Source organism: Vulcanococcus sp. CPBay_Sum15L08_68, from assembly GCF_017855895.1.
Classification (GTDB): Bacteria; Cyanobacteriota; Cyanobacteriia; order PCC-6307; family Cyanobiaceae; genus Vulcanococcus.
In genome coordinates this window covers 1-16,024 of record NZ_JAFMFX010000041.1, presented here as the reverse complement: position 1 = coordinate 16,024, position 16,024 = coordinate 1, and the positions used below count along the sequence as shown (strand labels likewise).

Here is a 16,024-nt window from a genome sequence, read left to right as displayed (position 1 = left end):
GCTCAGACCAACTGATGCCGGCTGCTCACCAGTTCACCGGTGCACTCCACCGGCAGAAGCTTGGAGCGTCCCTTGCCGTACCAAAGCTCCACCAAGGCCGCGCTCTTGATTCCGGGATTAGCCCCAGCCAGCAGCCAGAGCTCGTCATGCAGCACCTGGGTCTGATCCGGCATTCCCACGTACCAAGGGGCCTCCGGATCCGCTGAGAGCTCCTCATGGAGCAGCAGCAGAGCCTCGAGAACGTCAGCAGCCAGTTCAGGCGTCATGCCTCCATCCAGGCACAGCGCCGGGGCCTAAAGCAAGCCGCAGAAGGACCTAGCGCACGGGAACGCCCTCACTGGGATTGAGCGTGCGCTGCAGCGCAGCCGGATGGCAGTGGGGATGGCGCATCACCTCCTCACGCCAGCTCCAGACGGCCTGCTGCACCGCAGGGCGATCGTGTTGGGAAGCAGGACGTGGGGACGCAGGCATGAGCGGTTGCCGGGGATGGTCTATTCAGCGTTGGCAGCGCAACAGCAGCGAACTGTCCGCTTTGAACACCTCTTGAAAAACAGGTAGAAGTGCGCACCGAGAAAGAGCGCAACTGCTGACGACTTTCCCCATCCGTAGCAACGACAACCGGATTCTGTGAACGGGGTTCAGATTGAACAAACCCAAAGGTCCATCGGGGGAGACAGTCAACTCACAACCACCACTTCCCCCCCTGCCATGGAAATCCTTGCCGTCATCGCCATCGTCGGTGCAGCCTTCGGCGGAGCCGCTGCCCTGACCAAGAAGTGAGCGACTGACGCTCCAGAGGAAACCGCAACCCCTGGGCTCGTTTGGGTCCAGGGGTTTTTGCTGGGCTATAGCAGGGAGAACCGGCCCAGGAGCCATGCGCCGCTCAGTCCTGCCGCTGTTGACCCTGATCGGGATCGCCGCCCTGAGCCAGCAGCCTCCGGCCCGCGCCGACAACACGGTCGCCTACTGCCAGCTCAGCCGCCACGACCACACCATTGCCCTGGAGTCCGGTCCCTGCCAGTTCTCCCAACACCAGGGGAACGTCAACGTTCAGATGGGCAAGCGCTGGGCCTTTCACTTCCCGGCCGATCAACAAGGACAGAGCTATCAGCGCAGCAACAGCGAGCAGGGCCTGCGCTTTACCCGCGAGGGGGACTACACCTTGAGCGTCTTCTGGCGGCACTCCCTGCAGTGCGCCGGCAGGAGCGAACCAGTCTCGGTGGCCTACACACCAACAGGGGCAGATCTGGCCATCGGCGATCAACACATCGCTCTAACCGGCAGCGGCGCCCGCTACACGGCGCCAGGCGTTGAACTCTGGGAGCATCAAGGCACGACCCGGATCGATTGGTTGGGCCAAGTGATCAGCTGTCGATAACGGCAAGGAGTGCAAGAAGTGCGGCATTCGGCCGCACTTCTGAGGCGTATCCCTGGCATCAACCATCGATTGAACAGATGGATTGTGTTGACTAGCAATAGATCCAATTGGCTTAGCCCAATGAAAGCTCTATCAAGGCGTGATTTGCTAAAACATCGCCTGAATGCCGCCGTAAAACACAGCAAGAGCTTGACCTTGCTCACCGATGAACTGTCGCTGTCCATTGAAGCCATCCACAATGAGCTGATGGGCATTCATGGCTGGAGTGACGAAGACGCCGCCCTGTCACTGGTCGATACGTTGCGTGGCATTGAACACAGCCTGATGGAAGCACTCGTCCTTGTGGATGGATCCGAGGGCTAGTTCAATTCTGAATGAACCCAGACAGGTTCCCCTGACTCGGAGGAACTTGTCCGTCTCTAGCACTTGGTTTTCAATGCTGCAGCAGGCGTGCTTGAGAGGCCATGCACCACCCTCAGCAGAGCCTCGGCTCAATCAAAACCTAGGGCTGCATTGAAAACATCTGGCACGGTAATTAACAAGGCCGCCAGCACCGTTTCCTTTGCTGTATTGATCTGCGCATCCAGTTCTGAATCCGCAAGAGCTGCACGAATCAGGCGTGCCTCTTGATGGGTCAACCGCTCCTGCACCACATGCTCGATGGCCAGGGCCACCAGCAAACCAATCAGCTCATCGACCTGATCGCTTGAGACGCTCTCCATCAGCGCAACCGCTCCAACAGCGCCCGAGAGATCACCAGTGCGTCACGCATCAGCAATGGCACCATCGTCTCCAGTGCCGCATCCTCTGGCTCGGACTTCAGTACATCCCTCAATCGACTCAGGGCCTGCAGCATCACGCCGGCTCGAAACTCAGGCTTCTGCTCCAGCTCCAGCAGAAACCCTTGCAAGTCACCTTGATATCCACCCTGGCCGCAAAGACAATCCCAGGCAGAACCGTCCTGATCCAATAGGAAGCGCCCCGGCAAGGCCGCGACTGGCTCGTCCCGTCTCGTCAGCGGATGACTCCCGCCGAGGAACGAATCGGCTGCGTCATGGGCTCCATCTGCAGACAGGCTCTGGTCCAACTCCTCTCCATGGGACCTCGACCAGGTCAGCCGTGCTGGGGGCTCAGACGTTGGCGGAAGCTTTGCCGCACCTCCAGCACCAACTAAAAACGAACCAGAGACACTCCAATCATCCATTGACCCACATTCATTCACCCCTCAACCTTCAGCAGTATCGAAGGCGTTGGCGTTCAATGCTGCACATCCACAGCAACATGAATCGCCCAGCGGTCAACCTGCTGTCCTAGAGAAACAAAGGTCGATTAGATTCGCCGCCAACTCAGCATCAAAGCTGCGTTCAGAGAAAGCGGTTCTCACTACTTTGAAGACAGAGTGTAGTGACCGAAGTGAAAGCAATCAGTTCTCCAGCACTCCGGTTAGTCCTCCCGTTTGAGCAGGTTGGCCTCGAAGCCATCTCACTTGTAGGCGGCAAGAATGCGTCTCTCGGCGAGATGATCCGAGAGCTATCAAACCAAGGCATCAAGGTTCCCTCGGGCTTTGCAACGACCGCTCACGCCTACCGAGTTCTCCTGGATTCCGCCCATCTCAGCCAAGGCCTGCATGACTGCCTCGATGGTCTCGACGCAGAGCAGCTCCCCGCACTTCAACAAGCTGGAGCCGCCGCTCGCGACCTCCTTCTCAAGGCACCCCTGCCGATCGAGCTTGAGGAGCAACTGCTGCTGCACTACCGAGAGCTGGGATCACCTGCTGTGGCTGTGCGTTCCAGCGCCACTGCTGAAGATCTGCCACAGGCATCCTTTGCCGGTCAGCAGGAGACCTATCTCAATGTGGAGGGCGAGGCAGCACTGCTAGAGGCCTGCCGGCGTTGCTATGCCTCACTGTTCACCGACCGGGCCATTTCCTACCGGCAACTGAACGGCTTTGATCACTTCGATGTGGCCCTTTCGATCGGCATTCAGCGCATGGTGCGCTCCGATCTGGCCTGCTCGGGGGTGATGTTCAGCCTCGATACCGAGTCGGGGTTTCGTGATGTGGTTCTTCTCACGGCGGCCTACGGCTTGGGCGAGAACGTGGTGCAAGGAGCCGTCAATCCTGATGAATACCTGATTTTCAAACCGACCCTTCTCGAGGGTTTTGCACCGATCGTCAGCCAACGGCTGGGAGAGAAGGCCATTCGCATGGTCTACGCGCAAGCGGGATCAACCCGGAACGAATCGGTGCCGGCCTGCGATCGGCAACGCTTTGCCCTCGATCAAGCGGAGGTCCTGCAATTGGCCCGCTGGGCTTGCCAGATCGAGGCCCACTACAGCGAGCGACACGGGCAAGCCACACCGATGGATATTGAGTGGGCCAAGGACGGCAAGACCGGAGAACTCTTCATCCTTCAGGCCAGACCTGAAACGGTGAAATCTCGCCGAGACGTCAACGTGCTGCGGAGCTGGCATCTCGAGCCCCATGACGCGGCGTTGCTTTGCAGAGGACGCGCCATCGGGACATCGGTCAGTAGTGGCGCAGCACGGATCCTGCATCACCCCAGTGAGATTCACCGTTTTCAAAGCGGTGACCTGCTGGTGACCGATCGCACCGATCCCGACTGGGAACCGGTGCTCAAGCGGGCCAGCGGTGTGGTGACCAATCGAGGCAGCCGCACCTGTCATGCGGCGATCATTGCTCGGGAAATGGGCATCACGGCCGTCGTCGGCGCGGACCAGGCGACAGAGCGCATCCTGGATGGAGAAACCATCACGCTGAGCTGTTGCGAAGGTGATGAGGGGCGCGTCTATCGCGGTGCCCTGCCCTTCCGGGTGGAGGAGAGCGCTGTGGGGGATCTGCCCGCGACTCGAACCCAGATCCTCATGAATGTGGGGAACCCGGAGGAGGCCTTCAACCTTGCGGCCATTCCATGCGATGGCGTGGGCCTGGCCCGGCTGGAGTTCATCATCGCCAATCAGATCCGTGTGCATCCGATGGCGTTGCTCCACCTCAACCGGGTGGTGAGCCAGGACGAGCAGCAGGCGATCCTCCAGCTCACGGCCGGCTACGCCAACCCCGCCGACTACTACGTCGATCGACTGGCGCAGGGAATCGGACGTCTGGCCGCAGCCTTTTACCCAAGGCCTGTGGTCCTGCGTTTCTCCGACTTCAAAAGCAACGAGTACGCCAAGCTGCTGGGGGGCAGCGGATTTGAGCCCGTCGAGGCGAACCCGATGCTCGGCTGGCGTGGTGCATCGCGTTACACCTCACCGGCCTTTCGTGAGGCGTTCGCCTTGGAATGCAAGGCCCTCATCGCTGTTCGCCAGCACATGGGACTGAGCAATGTCATCCCAATGGTGCCCTTCTGCCGCACCCCGGAAGAGGGGGATCGGGTGCTGGAGGAGATGGCCCTCCATGGTCTGGTGCGAGGAGAGCAGGGTCTTGAGGTTTATGTGATGTGTGAACTGCCAAGCAACGTCATGGCGGCCGAAGCCTTTGCCCAGCGTTTCGATGGCTTCTCCATCGGCTCCAATGACCTCACCCAGCTCACCTTGGGCCTGGACCGGGATTCCGCTCTGGTGGCCGAGCTCTTTGATGAACGTCACCCAGCAGTGCTGGAGATGGTGCGCTTGGCCATTCGGACCGCGAAGCAATGCGGTTCCAAGATCGGAATCTGCGGACAGGCCCCGAGTGACTATCCAGAGTTCGCGGAGTTCCTGGTCAAGGAAGGCATCGACTCCATCAGCCTCAATCCCGATGCTGTGATCAAGACACGACTGGCCATTGCCAGCATTGAGCAGCAGCTCTGCTGAGGTTGCCGTTCGCCAGTCATCTCCTCAATACCTTGCGGAGATGAGCGAGCTGGGGCGATGTCGCCTGTTTTTGATGCGTTAGATCCAGTTCTGAGGCGTCACGGCTACCGAGCCGAGGCCCTGCTGGAGGTGCTCGCCGCCGCTCAACAGATCTATGGCCACCTCAGCCCCAGCCTGCTGCGCCATGTCGCCGGTCTCCTGCGATTGCCTTTGAGCCGCGTGCAGGGCACGGCGAGTTTTTATCACCTCTTTCGCCTCAGTCCTCCACCTCGGCATCAGTGCCTGGTTTGCACCGGCACGGCTTGCCATGTTCAGGGCGCAGGCCTCCTGTTCAAGGCACTCCAGACGACCCTCAAGCAGCCCTGGTGCGAGCTGGGCTCGGTGCGCTGCATTGGCAGCTGCAGCGGAGGACCACTGCTGGTTGTCGATGGCGACATCTGGACTCACCAGACCAGTGCCACAGCGCTTGCTGGTCTTCGAAGGCTGAAGCCATGAGAAGCGGCCTTCGTTTCTGCACGTCCACCAGCTGCCGCAGCCGAGGGAGTGAGGGCTTGCTGCAGCACTGCGCTGCCGTCGCCAGGCAGGGTGAAGCAGGCCTATCGGTCAAAGGGGTCGGCTGTCTGGGCCCCTGCAGCGAGGGGCCGTTGATGGTCATCGATACCGAGGCTGGATCCCGGTTGATGGCTCTTGAGCACTCTGCGCTGGAGTCCCTCCCGACGGAGCTTGAGACAACCTTGAGTCGCGGTGCCCTGATCGCATGGCAACCCTCCGGGAGTCGAGAGATCCTGCCTGAGGAACCCTTCCTCGCCCTGCAGCGGCGCCTGGTGCTGGCGCAGTGCGGGCGCATTGACCCCGAGTCATTGGAGGAGGCCGAGGCAGCCGGTGCCTACCTCCAGCTGCGGCGTGTTCTGCAGGAGAACGATCCCCTGGCCATCATCGAGCGCGTCAGGCGCAGTGGGCTACGGGGTCGCGGCGGCGCGGGCTATCCCACGGGTTTGAAGTGGGCCGCCGTCGCCGCCATGCCGGGGGACTCCAAGGTCGTGGTCTGCAACGCCGATGAGGGCGATCCCGGTGCCTTTATGGATCGCACGGTGATGGAGGGAGACCCCCACACCCTGCTTGAGGGGATGGTGATTGCAGCCTTCGCTGTGGGGGCAGAGCGGGGATGGATCTATGTCCGCGGTGAATACCCCCTGGCGATTGAGCGGTTGCGGCGGGGAATCGAGCAGGCCAGGCAGAGCGGTTGGCTTGGTGGCTCGGTGGGCGCTAGCGGCTTCCGTTTTGATCTGGAGCTTCGCGTGGGAGCCGGCGCCTATGTCTGCGGAGAGGAAACCGCCTTAATCCATTCGATCGAGGGACGGCGCGGTGTGCCCAGACCCCGTCCGCCCTTTCCGGCAGAGCAAGGGGTCCATGGATTCCCCACACTGATTAACAACGTCGAAACCTTCGCCAACATCCCTGCGTTGTTGCGTCTGGGACTGGAGGCCTACGGCCAAGGCACCAAGGTCTTCTCCCTGACAGGCCACGTGCAACGCAGTGGAGTCGTCGAAGTGCCCATGGGCACGAGCCTGCGCACGATTGTGGAGACGATGGCCGGTGGCCCAAAGAACGGCCATCAGATCAAGGCGGTCCAGACCGGAGGGCCATCGGGGGGCTGTGTCCCCGCCAGCCACCTGGACACCCCTGTGGATTACGAGAGCCTGCGTGAGCTCGGCACGATCATGGGCTCGGGCGGGATGGTGGTGATGGATGACACCACCGACATGGTGGATCTGGCCGCCTTCTTCATGGCCTTCTGCCGAGAAGAGTCCTGCGGCAAATGCATCCCCTGCCGCTGCGGCACGGTCCAGCTGGAGATGCTGCTGCGCAAGCTGCTGGCGGGCCATGGGACAAGCTCCGACCTAAGCCAGTTGGAGAGCCTCTGCCACACCGTCAAAGAGGCCAGTTTGTGTGGATTGGGCCAAAACGCGCCCAATCCAGTGCTGAGCAGCCTGCGTCATTACCGGGGCGACTTTCTCGCCTTGCTGCAGAGGGACCGGCGCCCATGAGCATCGTCACCCTGCGCATTGACGACCGCGATGTAGCGGTCTCATCCGGAACGACTCTCTTGGCGGCCATCCGCTCCGAGGGCCTCTCCGTTCCCACCCTTTGCGATCTCAAGGGGGTGTCACCGGTGGCGGCCTGCCGTCTCTGCCTGGTGGCACTGGAAGGAACAGAGAAGCTGCAGGCCGCTTGTGTCACCAGCGTGCAGGAGGGGATGAGGGTCAAGACCAACACCCCGCAATTGGAGGAGATCCGACGTTCGGTGATCGAAATGCTGTTCACCGAGGGGAACCATGTCTGTGCGATCTGTGTCGCCAATGGGGATTGTGAACTTCAGGACCTCGCGGTGCAGGTGGGCATGGATCACAGCCGCCTCCCCTATCGATTTCCAAAACGGTCGGTGGATCTTTCCCACTCGCGATTTGGCCTAGATCACAACCGCTGCATCCTCTGCACCCGTTGCGTTCGGGTCTGCGATGAGGTGGAGGGCGCCCACGTCTGGGATGTGGGCTGGCGGGGCGAGCAGTGCCAGATCATCTCCGGCCTGGCTGAGCCCTGGGGGGAGGTCCAGGCCTGCACCGATTGCGGCAAGTGCGTGGAGGTCTGCCCCACCGGTGCCCTCTTCCACAAGGGGGACAACAGCGCAGAAAAGCACGGTCATCCAGAGCGGCTCCAGGCCCTGGTCGAGGCACGCACCCATCAGCACTGGCAGCCATGAGCACCTCCTCCCCCCGCAAGCGTCTGGCCACGGTTTGGTTGGCGGGTTGTTCGGGCTGCCATATGTCGTTTCTCGATCTCGATGAATGGCTCCTGGAGCTCGCCGAGCAAGCCGACATCGTCTACAGCCCGGTGGGATCGGACCAGAAGCTCTATCCCAAAAATGTCGACATCGCCCTCGTGGAGGGAGGGGTCGCCAACGAGGACAACCTGGAACTGCTGCTGCAGGTGAGGGCCAACTCACAAATCCTGGTGAGCTTTGGCGATTGCGCCATCACGGCCAACGTCCCAGGGATGCGCAACATGCTCCAGGGCGCCGATCCCGTGCTCCGGCGCGGCTACCTGGATTTAGCCGACAGCAGCGCCCAACGCCCCCATGCACCAGGTCTCATCCCTGAGCTCCTCGATCGGGTCCTGCCAGTCCATGAGTTGGTCGCCGTGGAGATGTTCCTGCCGGGATGTCCGCCCAGTGCGGCGCAGATCCGATCAGCGCTAGAGGCACTGCTGCAGGATCAGCGGCCTCCGCTCCAGGCCAACCGGGAGATCCGTTTTGGCTGAAGCGAGCCAGCAACGGCGCCGGATTCAGATCGATCCAGTGACCCGAATCGAAGGTCACGCCAAGATCTCGATCCAGCTCGATGCCTCGGGGGCGGTGGAGACGGCCCGCTTCCACGTCACTGAATACCGCGGTTTTGAGACGTTCTGCGAGGGCAGACCCTTCACCGAGATGGCCGCCATCACGGCCCGGATCTGCGGGATCTGTCCGGTCAGTCATCTGCTGACCGCAGCCAAAACCGGAGACAAGATCCTCGGGGTCTCGATCCCCCCTACGGCGGAGAAGCTGCGCCGCCTCATGAACTTGGCGCAGATCACCCAATCGCACGCCCTGTCCTTCTTTCACCTCAGCAGTCCCGATTTCCTCTTGGGCTGGAACAGTGATCCGGCACGACGCAACATCTTTGGTCTGATCGCGGCGAACCCTGATCTGGCCCGCAGTGGAATCCGCCTACGTCAATTCGGCCAGGGCGTCATCGAGGCCTTGGGGGGGCGCAAAATCCATGCCGCCTGGGCCGTCCCGGGGGGAGTGCGCAGCCCGTTAGCGATCGAGACCCGCGATCAAATCCGAGCCGGACTGCCCGAGGCCTTCGCCGTTGTCGAGCAGGGGCTGAGGGTGTTCAAACAGTTGCTCGATCGTCAACTGCGTGAAGAACTCGAGGTCTTTGGCCACTTTCCCTCGCTCTTTGTGGGGTTGATCGGCCATGGCGATCGCTGGGAGCACACCAGTGGATCCCTCTGCCAGGGCATCCGGGTCATCGATAGCCAAGGTGGCGTGCTTGCCGATGGCTTGCGGGAAGACGACTACGCCTCCTTCATCGCCGAAGCGGTGGAGCCTTGGAGCTACCTCAAATTCCCCTACTACCGGCCCTTAGGCCTGGAGGCCGGGAGTTATCGCGTCGGCCCCCTGGCCCGGCTGAACCTCTGCACGCGGATTGGCACGGAACGGGCCGATCGCGAGTTGCTGGAGTTCCGCCAACGGGGGGGGCGCGTGGTGACGGCCTCGTTCCTCTATCACCTGGCTCGCTTGGTGGAGATCCTGGCCTGCCTTGAGCAGATGGAGCAGCTGCTGGATGATCCCGAGCTGTGCTCCCCCCACGTGCGCGCCCGAGCAGAGGTCAACTGCCTGGAGGCCGTGGGCGTGAGTGAGGCACCCCGCGGCACCCTGCTGCACCACTACCGGGTGGATGCCAATGGGCTGATTGAGAAGGTGAATCTGATCATTGCCACCGGCCAGAACAACGGGGCGATGAATCGCACGGTGACCCAGATCGCCAGGCATTACCTCACCCCAACGCAGACCCAGGCGGCCCAGCTCAACGAGGCACTGCTCAACCGCATCGAAGCGGGGATTCGTTGCTTCGATCCGTGCCTGTCCTGCAGCACACATGCCGCAGGAGCCATGCCCCTGCAGGTGCAGCTGTTGAGTGCAGAGGGAGATCTACTCCAGGAGCTGAAACGCGAATGACCACTGCGCTGAAGCCCCTTGTGATTGGCATCGGCAACCTGCAGAGGGGTGATGACAGCGCCGGCTATCGCATCGCTGCTGCCCTGCAGGACGAGTTAGCGGTGCCCTGCCGGGTGATTGCGAGCCACCAGCTCATGCCGGAGTTTGCGGAGCCGATTGCCACCGCAAGTCGGGTGTTGTTCATCGACTCCACCATCGATCCCGAACGATGTTCGCGCTGGTCCTCTCCCCAACTCGAGCCCCTGGGGTGCCTCCCCCTGACGAAGACGTCCTTGAGCCATCAGGGCACCCCCCAGGATCTCTTGGCCCTGGCTGAGGCCTTGTACAGCTCGAGACCACCGGCCTGGCAGCTGCTGATCCCCTCCCTGCATTGGGAGCATGGAATGGAACTCTCCCCCTTGACCTCAACAGCGGCGGCCATGGCCGTGCCCCTGGTCCGCGCCTGGGGATCAGGTCATGCATGAGTTAGCGCTGATCGATGAGCTCTGCCGCATCGCCCAACAGGCGGCCAGGGATCAGGGAGCCAGCACGATCCATTCGCTCCTGTTGCGAATCGGCAACCTCTCCGGCGTGGATGCGGAAGCGTTGCGTCAGGCCTTTGCCGTGGTGGCGACAGCCCCCCCCTGGAGCAGCACTCGTCTTGAGCTGGAGGTGGTGAGAACCCGTTGTTTCTGCGCTCACTGCCGCCAGGCCTTTCGGCCAACGGATCTGATTCATCAGTGCAGCCGCTGCGGTGCGCTCTCCAGCGACGTTCTCGAGGGCCGCGAGCTTGAGCTGGTTTCGATGGAGGTCTCCTGATGTGTGGCCAGTGCGGCTGTGAGCAGGGTGCTCCACTCACACCAGAGCCAACGCGGATCGTTCTCCAACGCAACCTGCTGGAGCGCAATGAGCAACAGGCCTTGCACAACCGAATCCACTTCGAGCGACACGGTTTGCTCGCGGTGAATCTGGTCTCCGCACCGGGATCAGGCAAGACCGCCTTTCTCGAGCAGCTGGCGCGCCAGTGGCCGCGACCACCCATCGGGGTGATCGTTGGCGATTTGGCCACCGATAACGACGCCCAGCGTCTGAAGAGTGCAGGGGCACGCTCTGTGCAGATCCAGACAGGGGATCTCTGCCATCTGGAGGCCGATCTGGTGGCTCGCGCCTTTGATCAGCTGGAGACCAAAGGGATGGATCTCTTGATGATCGAGAACGTCGGCAATCTCGTCTGCCCCACGGCTTTTGCCTTGGGGGAACACCTGCGTATCGCCTTGATCTCGGTCACCGAGGGTGAGGACAAACCCCTGAAATACCCGACCCTCTTCAAAAGTGTCGATGCAGTGCTGATCAACAAGATCGACCTGGAGGAGGTGGTGGGCTTTGATCGCCGCGCCGCCCTCGCCAATCTCAGGGACACGGCTCCCCAGGCAGAGGTCTTTGCCATCTCTGCTCGATCGGGAGCCGGGGTAGAGGCTGTCATGGCCTGGCTGCAGGATGAGCAGCGGAACTGAGTGGGCGCTGCAGCTGCAGCTCAGTGGGCGGGTGCAGGGCATTGGGTTTCGCCCGGCCATCCATCGCAGGGCCACACGACTGGGGCTGGGTGGCTGGGTCGCCAACAACACAAGCGGCGTGATCCTGGAGCTGCATGGCTCGAGGCCTCAACTCGAGGTGTTTCTCAAACAGCTGCTGAGGGATCCCCCAACACACAGTCGGATGGACCAGGTGCAGCCGGGTTGGCGGCAGATCCCCTGCGGCAAGCGACCGTTCCGGATTGTGCCCTCCCAGCCGTCACCGGGTTCCTCGGCACTGATCGCACCAGATCTGGCCCTCTGCAGGGCATGCCTGGCCGAGCTTCTGGATCCGAGCAACCGACGCTTCGGCTATCCCTTCATCAGTTGCGCCCAGTGCGGACCGCGCTACAGCCTCCTGCAGACGTTGCCGTTTGAGCGGGACAACACCAGCTTCTCCGCCTTCCCGCCGTGCGCCACCTGCGCTGCGGAATACGCCAATCCCGAGGACCGCCGCTTTCATGCTCAGACGATCAGCTGCCCGGCCTGCGGACCAAGCCTGAGCTGGAACCAAAGGATTGCGGACTACGGGGAAGGCCTGCAGGCCGCGACGCAGCTACTGCAGGCAGGGGGCATCCTCGCCCTGCAGGGGGTCGGTGGCTTTCAACTCCTGGCTGATCCAACCCACGGCCAAGCGTTGGCCAGGCTGCGGACCAGAAAGGGGCGGCCTGAAAAACCCCTGGCCCTACTCAGCAGCAGAGCAGCGCTCGAGGAGATCTGTCGACCATCAGAGCCTGAACTGGAGCTCTGGCAGTCCCCTCTCGCCCCGATCGTGCTGATGCGCCGTAGCCCTGATGCGGGTGTGGATGCACGGGTGGCGGGATCGAGTCCCTGGTTGGGGGTGATGCGCCCGGCCAGTGGCTTGCAACAGCTCTTGCTCGAGCACGTTGGTTCCCCCTTGGTCTGCACCAGCGCCAATCGTTCCGGGGAGCCGATTGCGGCCGATGTCAACGCCGATGAGGCCTTGCTCGCCTCCCTGGCGGATGGTGTGCTGAGTCATGGATTGCGCATCGTCAACCGCATCGACGACAGCGTGATGCGCTGGGCCGCCGGTGCCCCCCTGGTGCTGCGGCTCGGGCGTGGTCTCGCGCCTCTCGCCCTTCCAACCCAAGCCCAGCCATGCTCCGCTCCGGTGCAACTGGCCGTGGGTGCACAGGTCAAAGGTGCTTTTGCCCTACAGCTGAAGACGCATCGGGTGTTGAGCCCCGATCTTGGTGATCTCTCCAGTCGCTGCGGTGCCGAGCATTTCGAGAGCACTAGCCGCACCTGGATGCGGCGCCACGCCGTCACTCCAAGGTGGATTGTGAGTGATCGCCACCGGAGCTACAGCTCCAGTGCCTACGCCGAACACCTCAGCCAGTCCCTTCCAGCGAGGCGACTGCAGGTGCAGCATCACCAGGCCCATCTGCTGGCGGTGATGGCCGAACACGGCCTGAGCGGAGCGCAATGCGGACTGGCCTGGGATGGATCTGGACTCGGAGATGACGGCACGATCTGGGGCGGGGAAGCCCTGGAGCTTGAAGGCGACGGCTACCGGCGGGTCGCCACCCTTCGCTCATTCCCATTGCCAGGAGGCGAGCGCGCCCTACGGGAACCGCGACGGGCGGCCCTGGGGATGCTGCTGGAGGCCTATGGACCCAACTGGCGAGCCAGGCTGCAGCCACTGGAGACGCCCTGGTGGTCCGCATTCCCTGAGGCGGATCGTGCGCTACTGGAACAGAGCCTGGTCTGCGGGGTGAATCGCCATCGCTGCTCCAGCATGGGGCGGCTGTTTGATGGCTTCGCGGCCTTGCTTGGGGTGCAGCAAACCTGCAGCTTCGAGGCCCAGGCGGCGATGGCACTCGAGGGGTTGGCGACCCAGGCACTGGAGAGGGGAGAGGCCTCGCCGACTTACCCCCTGCCGCTGGAGTGGTCTGCCGCTGAAGGGATCTGGGTGTGGAACTGGGCGCCACTGCTCGAGGCCGTTCTGAATGGCTTGGGGGAGCACATCTCCCCGGCCGCGCTCTCACTGGCGTTTCACCAAAGCCTGGCCCAGGCGGTCGTGAACCTGGCGCAGTCCCAGGGCGTTGATCAACTGCTTCTGGCGGGGGGCTGCTTCCAGAACAAGTTGCTCTTGGAACGTTGCGTTCTGGGCCTGCAACAGGTCGGTGTCCGTGCGCTTTGGTGTCAGCAACTGCCCTGCAATGACGCCAGCCTCCCGATCGGTCAGCTGCTGGCTGTGCCGCAGATCTGAGGCAGCGGCCAACGGGCGCCAAAACCCCGCATAGAACGAGCTGAACGCCACTAGGAAGGCATGTGCCTGGCCGTCGCTGGTGAGTTAGTCAGCAGCAATCACCACCCCGACCCCCTCTGGCGTGTGGGGGATGTTTCCTTTGCAGGGGTCCTGCGCCAGGTCAGCCTGGCCTGCGTCCCGACGGCTCAGATCGGGGACCAGCTGCTGGTGCATGTCGGGGTGGCTCTGAAGGTGATGGAGCCGGAGCGATGACGCTGCAGCTGGGCAGATGAGTGAATGCGTCGCTTTGCTCGAGCAAATACGGGGCTGCTGCAGCCAGCGCTGGACAGTGATGGAGGTCTGCGGCGGTCAGACCCATGCCCTACTGCGCCATGGGCTGGATCGGCTGCTGGAGGACTCGATCGAGCTGATCCACGGGCCTGGCTGCCCGGTCTGTGTGACAGACAGCGAACGCATTGATCAGGCCATTGCTTTGGTCAAAAAGCCTGAGGTCACGCTCTGCTCCTACGGCGACATGCTTCGAGTGCCTGGGAGCGATGGGAGCAATCTGCTGGGGTGCCGATCGGAAGGTGCCGATGTACGCGTGATCTACTCCCCCCTTGATGTGCTGGAGATCGCAAGGCGGGAAACGGATCGTCAGGTGGTGTTTCTGGCGGTGGGCTTTGAGACCACGGCCCCCGCGACGGGCCTGCTGGTTCAACAGGCCCATCAGCAGAGGCTCACGAATCTTCGACTGTTGATGGCCCATGTCCGGGTTGCGCCAGCACTGGATCAATTGCTCGGGGACCCGGCCTGCACTGTGCAGGGCTTACTGGCTGCTGGGCACGTCTGTGCGGTCATGGGAGAGGCTGAGTACGTGGATCTGGCGGCGCAGCACAGACGCCCGATCGTGATGACTGGGTTCAGCCCGGAGGCATTGCTACGAGGGATTTTGTGCTGCATCAAGCAGCTGGAGGAAGGACGCCATGACCTCAGGAATGCCTACGAGGCGGTCGTCGATCAGGGGGGGAACAGGGACGCTCGCCGGTTGATTGAGACCGTCTTTGAACCCGTCGACAGGGTGTGGCGAGGTCTCGGGGTCATCGGCAAAGGCGGATATCGGTTGCGTGACCCTTATTCAGCTCTGGCGATGGAGCCGGAGGAGCTGGACGGACAGCCCTACGGCAATGGGCAATGCCCAAGTGGTCAGGTTCTCAGGGGCTTGATGCGGCCAGGCGAGTGTCCAAGCTTTGGAGACGCCTGCACTCCCGCTCACCCATTGGGGGCACCGATGGTCTCAAGCGAGGGGGCCTGTGCCGCCTATTTCAGGTTTCATCACTGAGCGATGCAGCCACCCGACGGAAGAATCCAGATGGGGCATGGGGGTGGCGGCCGCCTAATGCGGGAGCTGATCACCGAGTTGGTGGTGCCAAAACTCGGCCACCAGAAGAACGTGCTGCACGATGCGGCACTCCTCTACACACCCGGCCCGCAACTGGCGTTCAGCACAGACTCCTATGTGGTGAGGCCCTTGTTCTTCCCCGGGGGAGACATCGGACGACTGGCGGTTTATGGAAGCGTGAACGATCTGGCCATGGCGGGGGCAAGACCACTCGCCCTGAGCCTCTCGCTGATCATCGAGGAGGGTCTTGAAGTCGACTGTCTGGCTCGGGTGATCGATTCAGTAGGCGAGGCCTGCCAAGGCATCGGCGTGGGGGTGATCACCGGAGACACAAAGGTGGTGGAACGGGGAAAGGGTGATGGGTTGTTCATCAACAGCACAGCCATTGGAGTGGTGGAACACCCGCTGAACATCAGTCCAAGCGCCATCAGGCCAGGTGATGCCGTCATCGTCAGTGGCGACCTTGGGCGCCACGGATTGGCCGTGCTGTCGGCGCGCGCTGAGTTGGGTTTGAGGAGCCCAATCGAGAGTGATCTGGCCTGCCTGCTGGAGCCGGTGATGGAGCTACTGGCAGCCGGAGTGGAGCTGCACTGCCTTCGTGATCTGACGAGGGGGGGCTTGGCGAGTGCAAGCGATGAGATCGCAAGAAGTGGTCAGTGCACCCTGCAGCTCGAGCAGCAGCGCATTCCAGTGCATCCAAGCGTGAACGCGGCCTGCGATGTCCTTGGGCTCGATCCAATAGCAATGGCGAACGAGGGTCGGATGCTGGTGATCTGCCCTGCCGAGCAGGTGGGTCTTGCCTTGACGGTGCTTCAGCGATATCAACCAGAAGCAGCAAGGGTTGGCACGGTGGGACAGAGATGGGCCGATGGATCATCTCTAGACG

19 protein-coding genes are annotated in these 16,024 nt (G+C 62.3%); 15 read left to right on the top strand and 4 right to left on the bottom strand.

The annotated features are described in order from the left end of the window. Window positions 1-2 precede the first annotated feature (2 nt). Both QZ189_RS07770 and QZ189_RS07765 read right to left on the bottom strand, forming a co-directional pair. Window positions 3-266: a hypothetical protein gene (locus QZ189_RS07770; RefSeq protein ID WP_010317684.1), complete on the bottom strand. Its 264-nt coding sequence runs from the start codon at window positions 264-266 to the stop codon at window positions 3-5. 49 nt (window positions 267-315) lie between these two features. Then, window positions 316-471: a hypothetical protein gene (locus QZ189_RS07765; protein WP_296421469.1), complete on the bottom strand. Its 156-nt coding sequence runs from the start codon at window positions 469-471 to the stop codon at window positions 316-318. Window positions 472-874: 403 nt separating this feature from the next. On the opposite strand from QZ189_RS07765, the gene QZ189_RS07760 reads away from it, so the two are divergent. Both QZ189_RS07760 and QZ189_RS07755 read left to right on the top strand, forming a co-directional pair. Further along, on the top strand, window positions 875-1,378 hold the full coding sequence (locus QZ189_RS07760) for an MliC family protein (protein ID WP_296421468.1): 504 nt from the start codon (window positions 875-877) through the stop codon (window positions 1,376-1,378). 189 nt (window positions 1,379-1,567) lie between these two features. After that, window positions 1,568-1,741 carry a hypothetical protein gene (locus tag QZ189_RS07755; RefSeq protein ID WP_010317678.1) on the top strand — a complete coding sequence of 58 codons (174 nt, stop codon included), beginning with the start codon at window positions 1,568-1,570 and terminating at the stop codon, window positions 1,739-1,741. A gap of 128 nt (window positions 1,742-1,869) precedes the next feature. On the opposite strand, the gene QZ189_RS07750 is transcribed toward QZ189_RS07755, so the two are convergent. Together QZ189_RS07750 and QZ189_RS07745 are read right to left on the bottom strand one after the other, a co-directional pair. Then, on the bottom strand, window positions 1,870-2,100 hold the full coding sequence (locus QZ189_RS07750) for a hypothetical protein (RefSeq protein WP_010317676.1): 231 nt from the start codon (window positions 2,098-2,100) through the stop codon (window positions 1,870-1,872). Beyond that, on the bottom strand, window positions 2,100-2,288 hold the full coding sequence (locus QZ189_RS07745; RefSeq protein ID WP_247478956.1) for a hypothetical protein: 189 nt from the start codon (window positions 2,286-2,288) through the stop codon (window positions 2,100-2,102). Before QZ189_RS07745 ends, QZ189_RS07750 begins: the two co-directional genes overlap by 1 nt. A gap of 512 nt (window positions 2,289-2,800) precedes the next feature. Between QZ189_RS07745 and ppsA the strand changes: the two genes are divergently transcribed. The 13 genes from ppsA to hypE all read left to right on the top strand — a co-directional run. Continuing rightward, complete coding sequence (gene ppsA / locus QZ189_RS07740) at window positions 2,801-5,191, top strand: phosphoenolpyruvate synthase (RefSeq protein WP_363155549.1); 2,391 nt, start codon at window positions 2,801-2,803, stop codon at window positions 5,189-5,191. A 57-nt stretch (window positions 5,192-5,248) separates the two neighbouring features. Next, entirely contained in the window at window positions 5,249-5,686 is a 438-nt protein-coding gene (locus QZ189_RS07735; RefSeq protein ID WP_296415288.1) for an NAD(P)H-dependent oxidoreductase subunit E, read from the top strand. After that, window positions 5,683-7,239, top strand: coding sequence for an NADH-ubiquinone oxidoreductase-F iron-sulfur binding region domain-containing protein (locus QZ189_RS07730; RefSeq protein ID WP_296421466.1), 1,557 nt, complete (start codon window positions 5,683-5,685; stop codon window positions 7,237-7,239). Before QZ189_RS07735 ends, QZ189_RS07730 begins: the two co-directional genes overlap by 4 nt. Then, window positions 7,236-7,952, top strand: coding sequence for a bidirectional hydrogenase complex protein HoxU (gene hoxU / locus QZ189_RS07725; protein ID WP_296421463.1), 717 nt, complete (start codon window positions 7,236-7,238; stop codon window positions 7,950-7,952). The genes QZ189_RS07730 and hoxU overlap by 4 nt, the downstream gene beginning before the upstream one ends. Then, window positions 7,949-8,509 carry an oxidoreductase gene (locus QZ189_RS07720; RefSeq protein ID WP_296418188.1) on the top strand — a complete coding sequence of 187 codons (561 nt, stop codon included), beginning with the start codon at window positions 7,949-7,951 and terminating at the stop codon, window positions 8,507-8,509. The genes hoxU and QZ189_RS07720 overlap by 4 nt, the downstream gene beginning before the upstream one ends. Continuing rightward, on the top strand, window positions 8,502-9,974 hold the full coding sequence (locus QZ189_RS07715; RefSeq protein ID WP_296421462.1) for a Ni/Fe hydrogenase subunit alpha: 1,473 nt from the start codon (window positions 8,502-8,504) through the stop codon (window positions 9,972-9,974). Before QZ189_RS07720 ends, QZ189_RS07715 begins: the two co-directional genes overlap by 8 nt. Continuing rightward, a complete protein-coding gene (locus QZ189_RS07710; RefSeq protein WP_296421461.1) occupies window positions 9,971-10,438 on the top strand; it encodes a hydrogenase maturation protease in 468 nt (155 codons plus the stop codon). Before QZ189_RS07715 ends, QZ189_RS07710 begins: the two co-directional genes overlap by 4 nt. Continuing rightward, on the top strand, window positions 10,431-10,772 hold the full coding sequence (locus tag QZ189_RS07705; RefSeq protein WP_296418186.1) for a hydrogenase maturation nickel metallochaperone HypA: 342 nt from the start codon (window positions 10,431-10,433) through the stop codon (window positions 10,770-10,772). Before QZ189_RS07710 ends, QZ189_RS07705 begins: the two co-directional genes overlap by 8 nt. Beyond that, window positions 10,772-11,467: a hydrogenase nickel incorporation protein HypB gene (hypB, locus tag QZ189_RS07700; RefSeq protein WP_296421460.1), complete on the top strand. Its 696-nt coding sequence runs from the start codon at window positions 10,772-10,774 to the stop codon at window positions 11,465-11,467. The genes QZ189_RS07705 and hypB overlap by 1 nt, the downstream gene beginning before the upstream one ends. Beyond that, a complete protein-coding gene (gene hypF / locus QZ189_RS07695; protein ID WP_296421459.1) occupies window positions 11,451-13,757 on the top strand; it encodes a carbamoyltransferase HypF in 2,307 nt (768 codons plus the stop codon). The genes hypB and hypF overlap by 17 nt, the downstream gene beginning before the upstream one ends. Window positions 13,758-13,817: 60 nt before the next feature. Then, complete coding sequence (locus QZ189_RS07690) at window positions 13,818-14,009, top strand: HypC/HybG/HupF family hydrogenase formation chaperone (RefSeq protein WP_010317651.1); 192 nt, start codon at window positions 13,818-13,820, stop codon at window positions 14,007-14,009. A 16-nt stretch (window positions 14,010-14,025) separates the two neighbouring features. Continuing rightward, entirely contained in the window at window positions 14,026-15,078 is a 1,053-nt protein-coding gene (hypD, locus tag QZ189_RS07685) for a hydrogenase formation protein HypD (RefSeq protein WP_296421457.1), read from the top strand. A gap of 57 nt (window positions 15,079-15,135) precedes the next feature. Continuing rightward, the coding region (gene hypE, locus QZ189_RS07680) for a hydrogenase expression/formation protein HypE (RefSeq protein ID WP_296421455.1) at window positions 15,136-16,024 on the top strand (889 nt) is incomplete at its 3' end.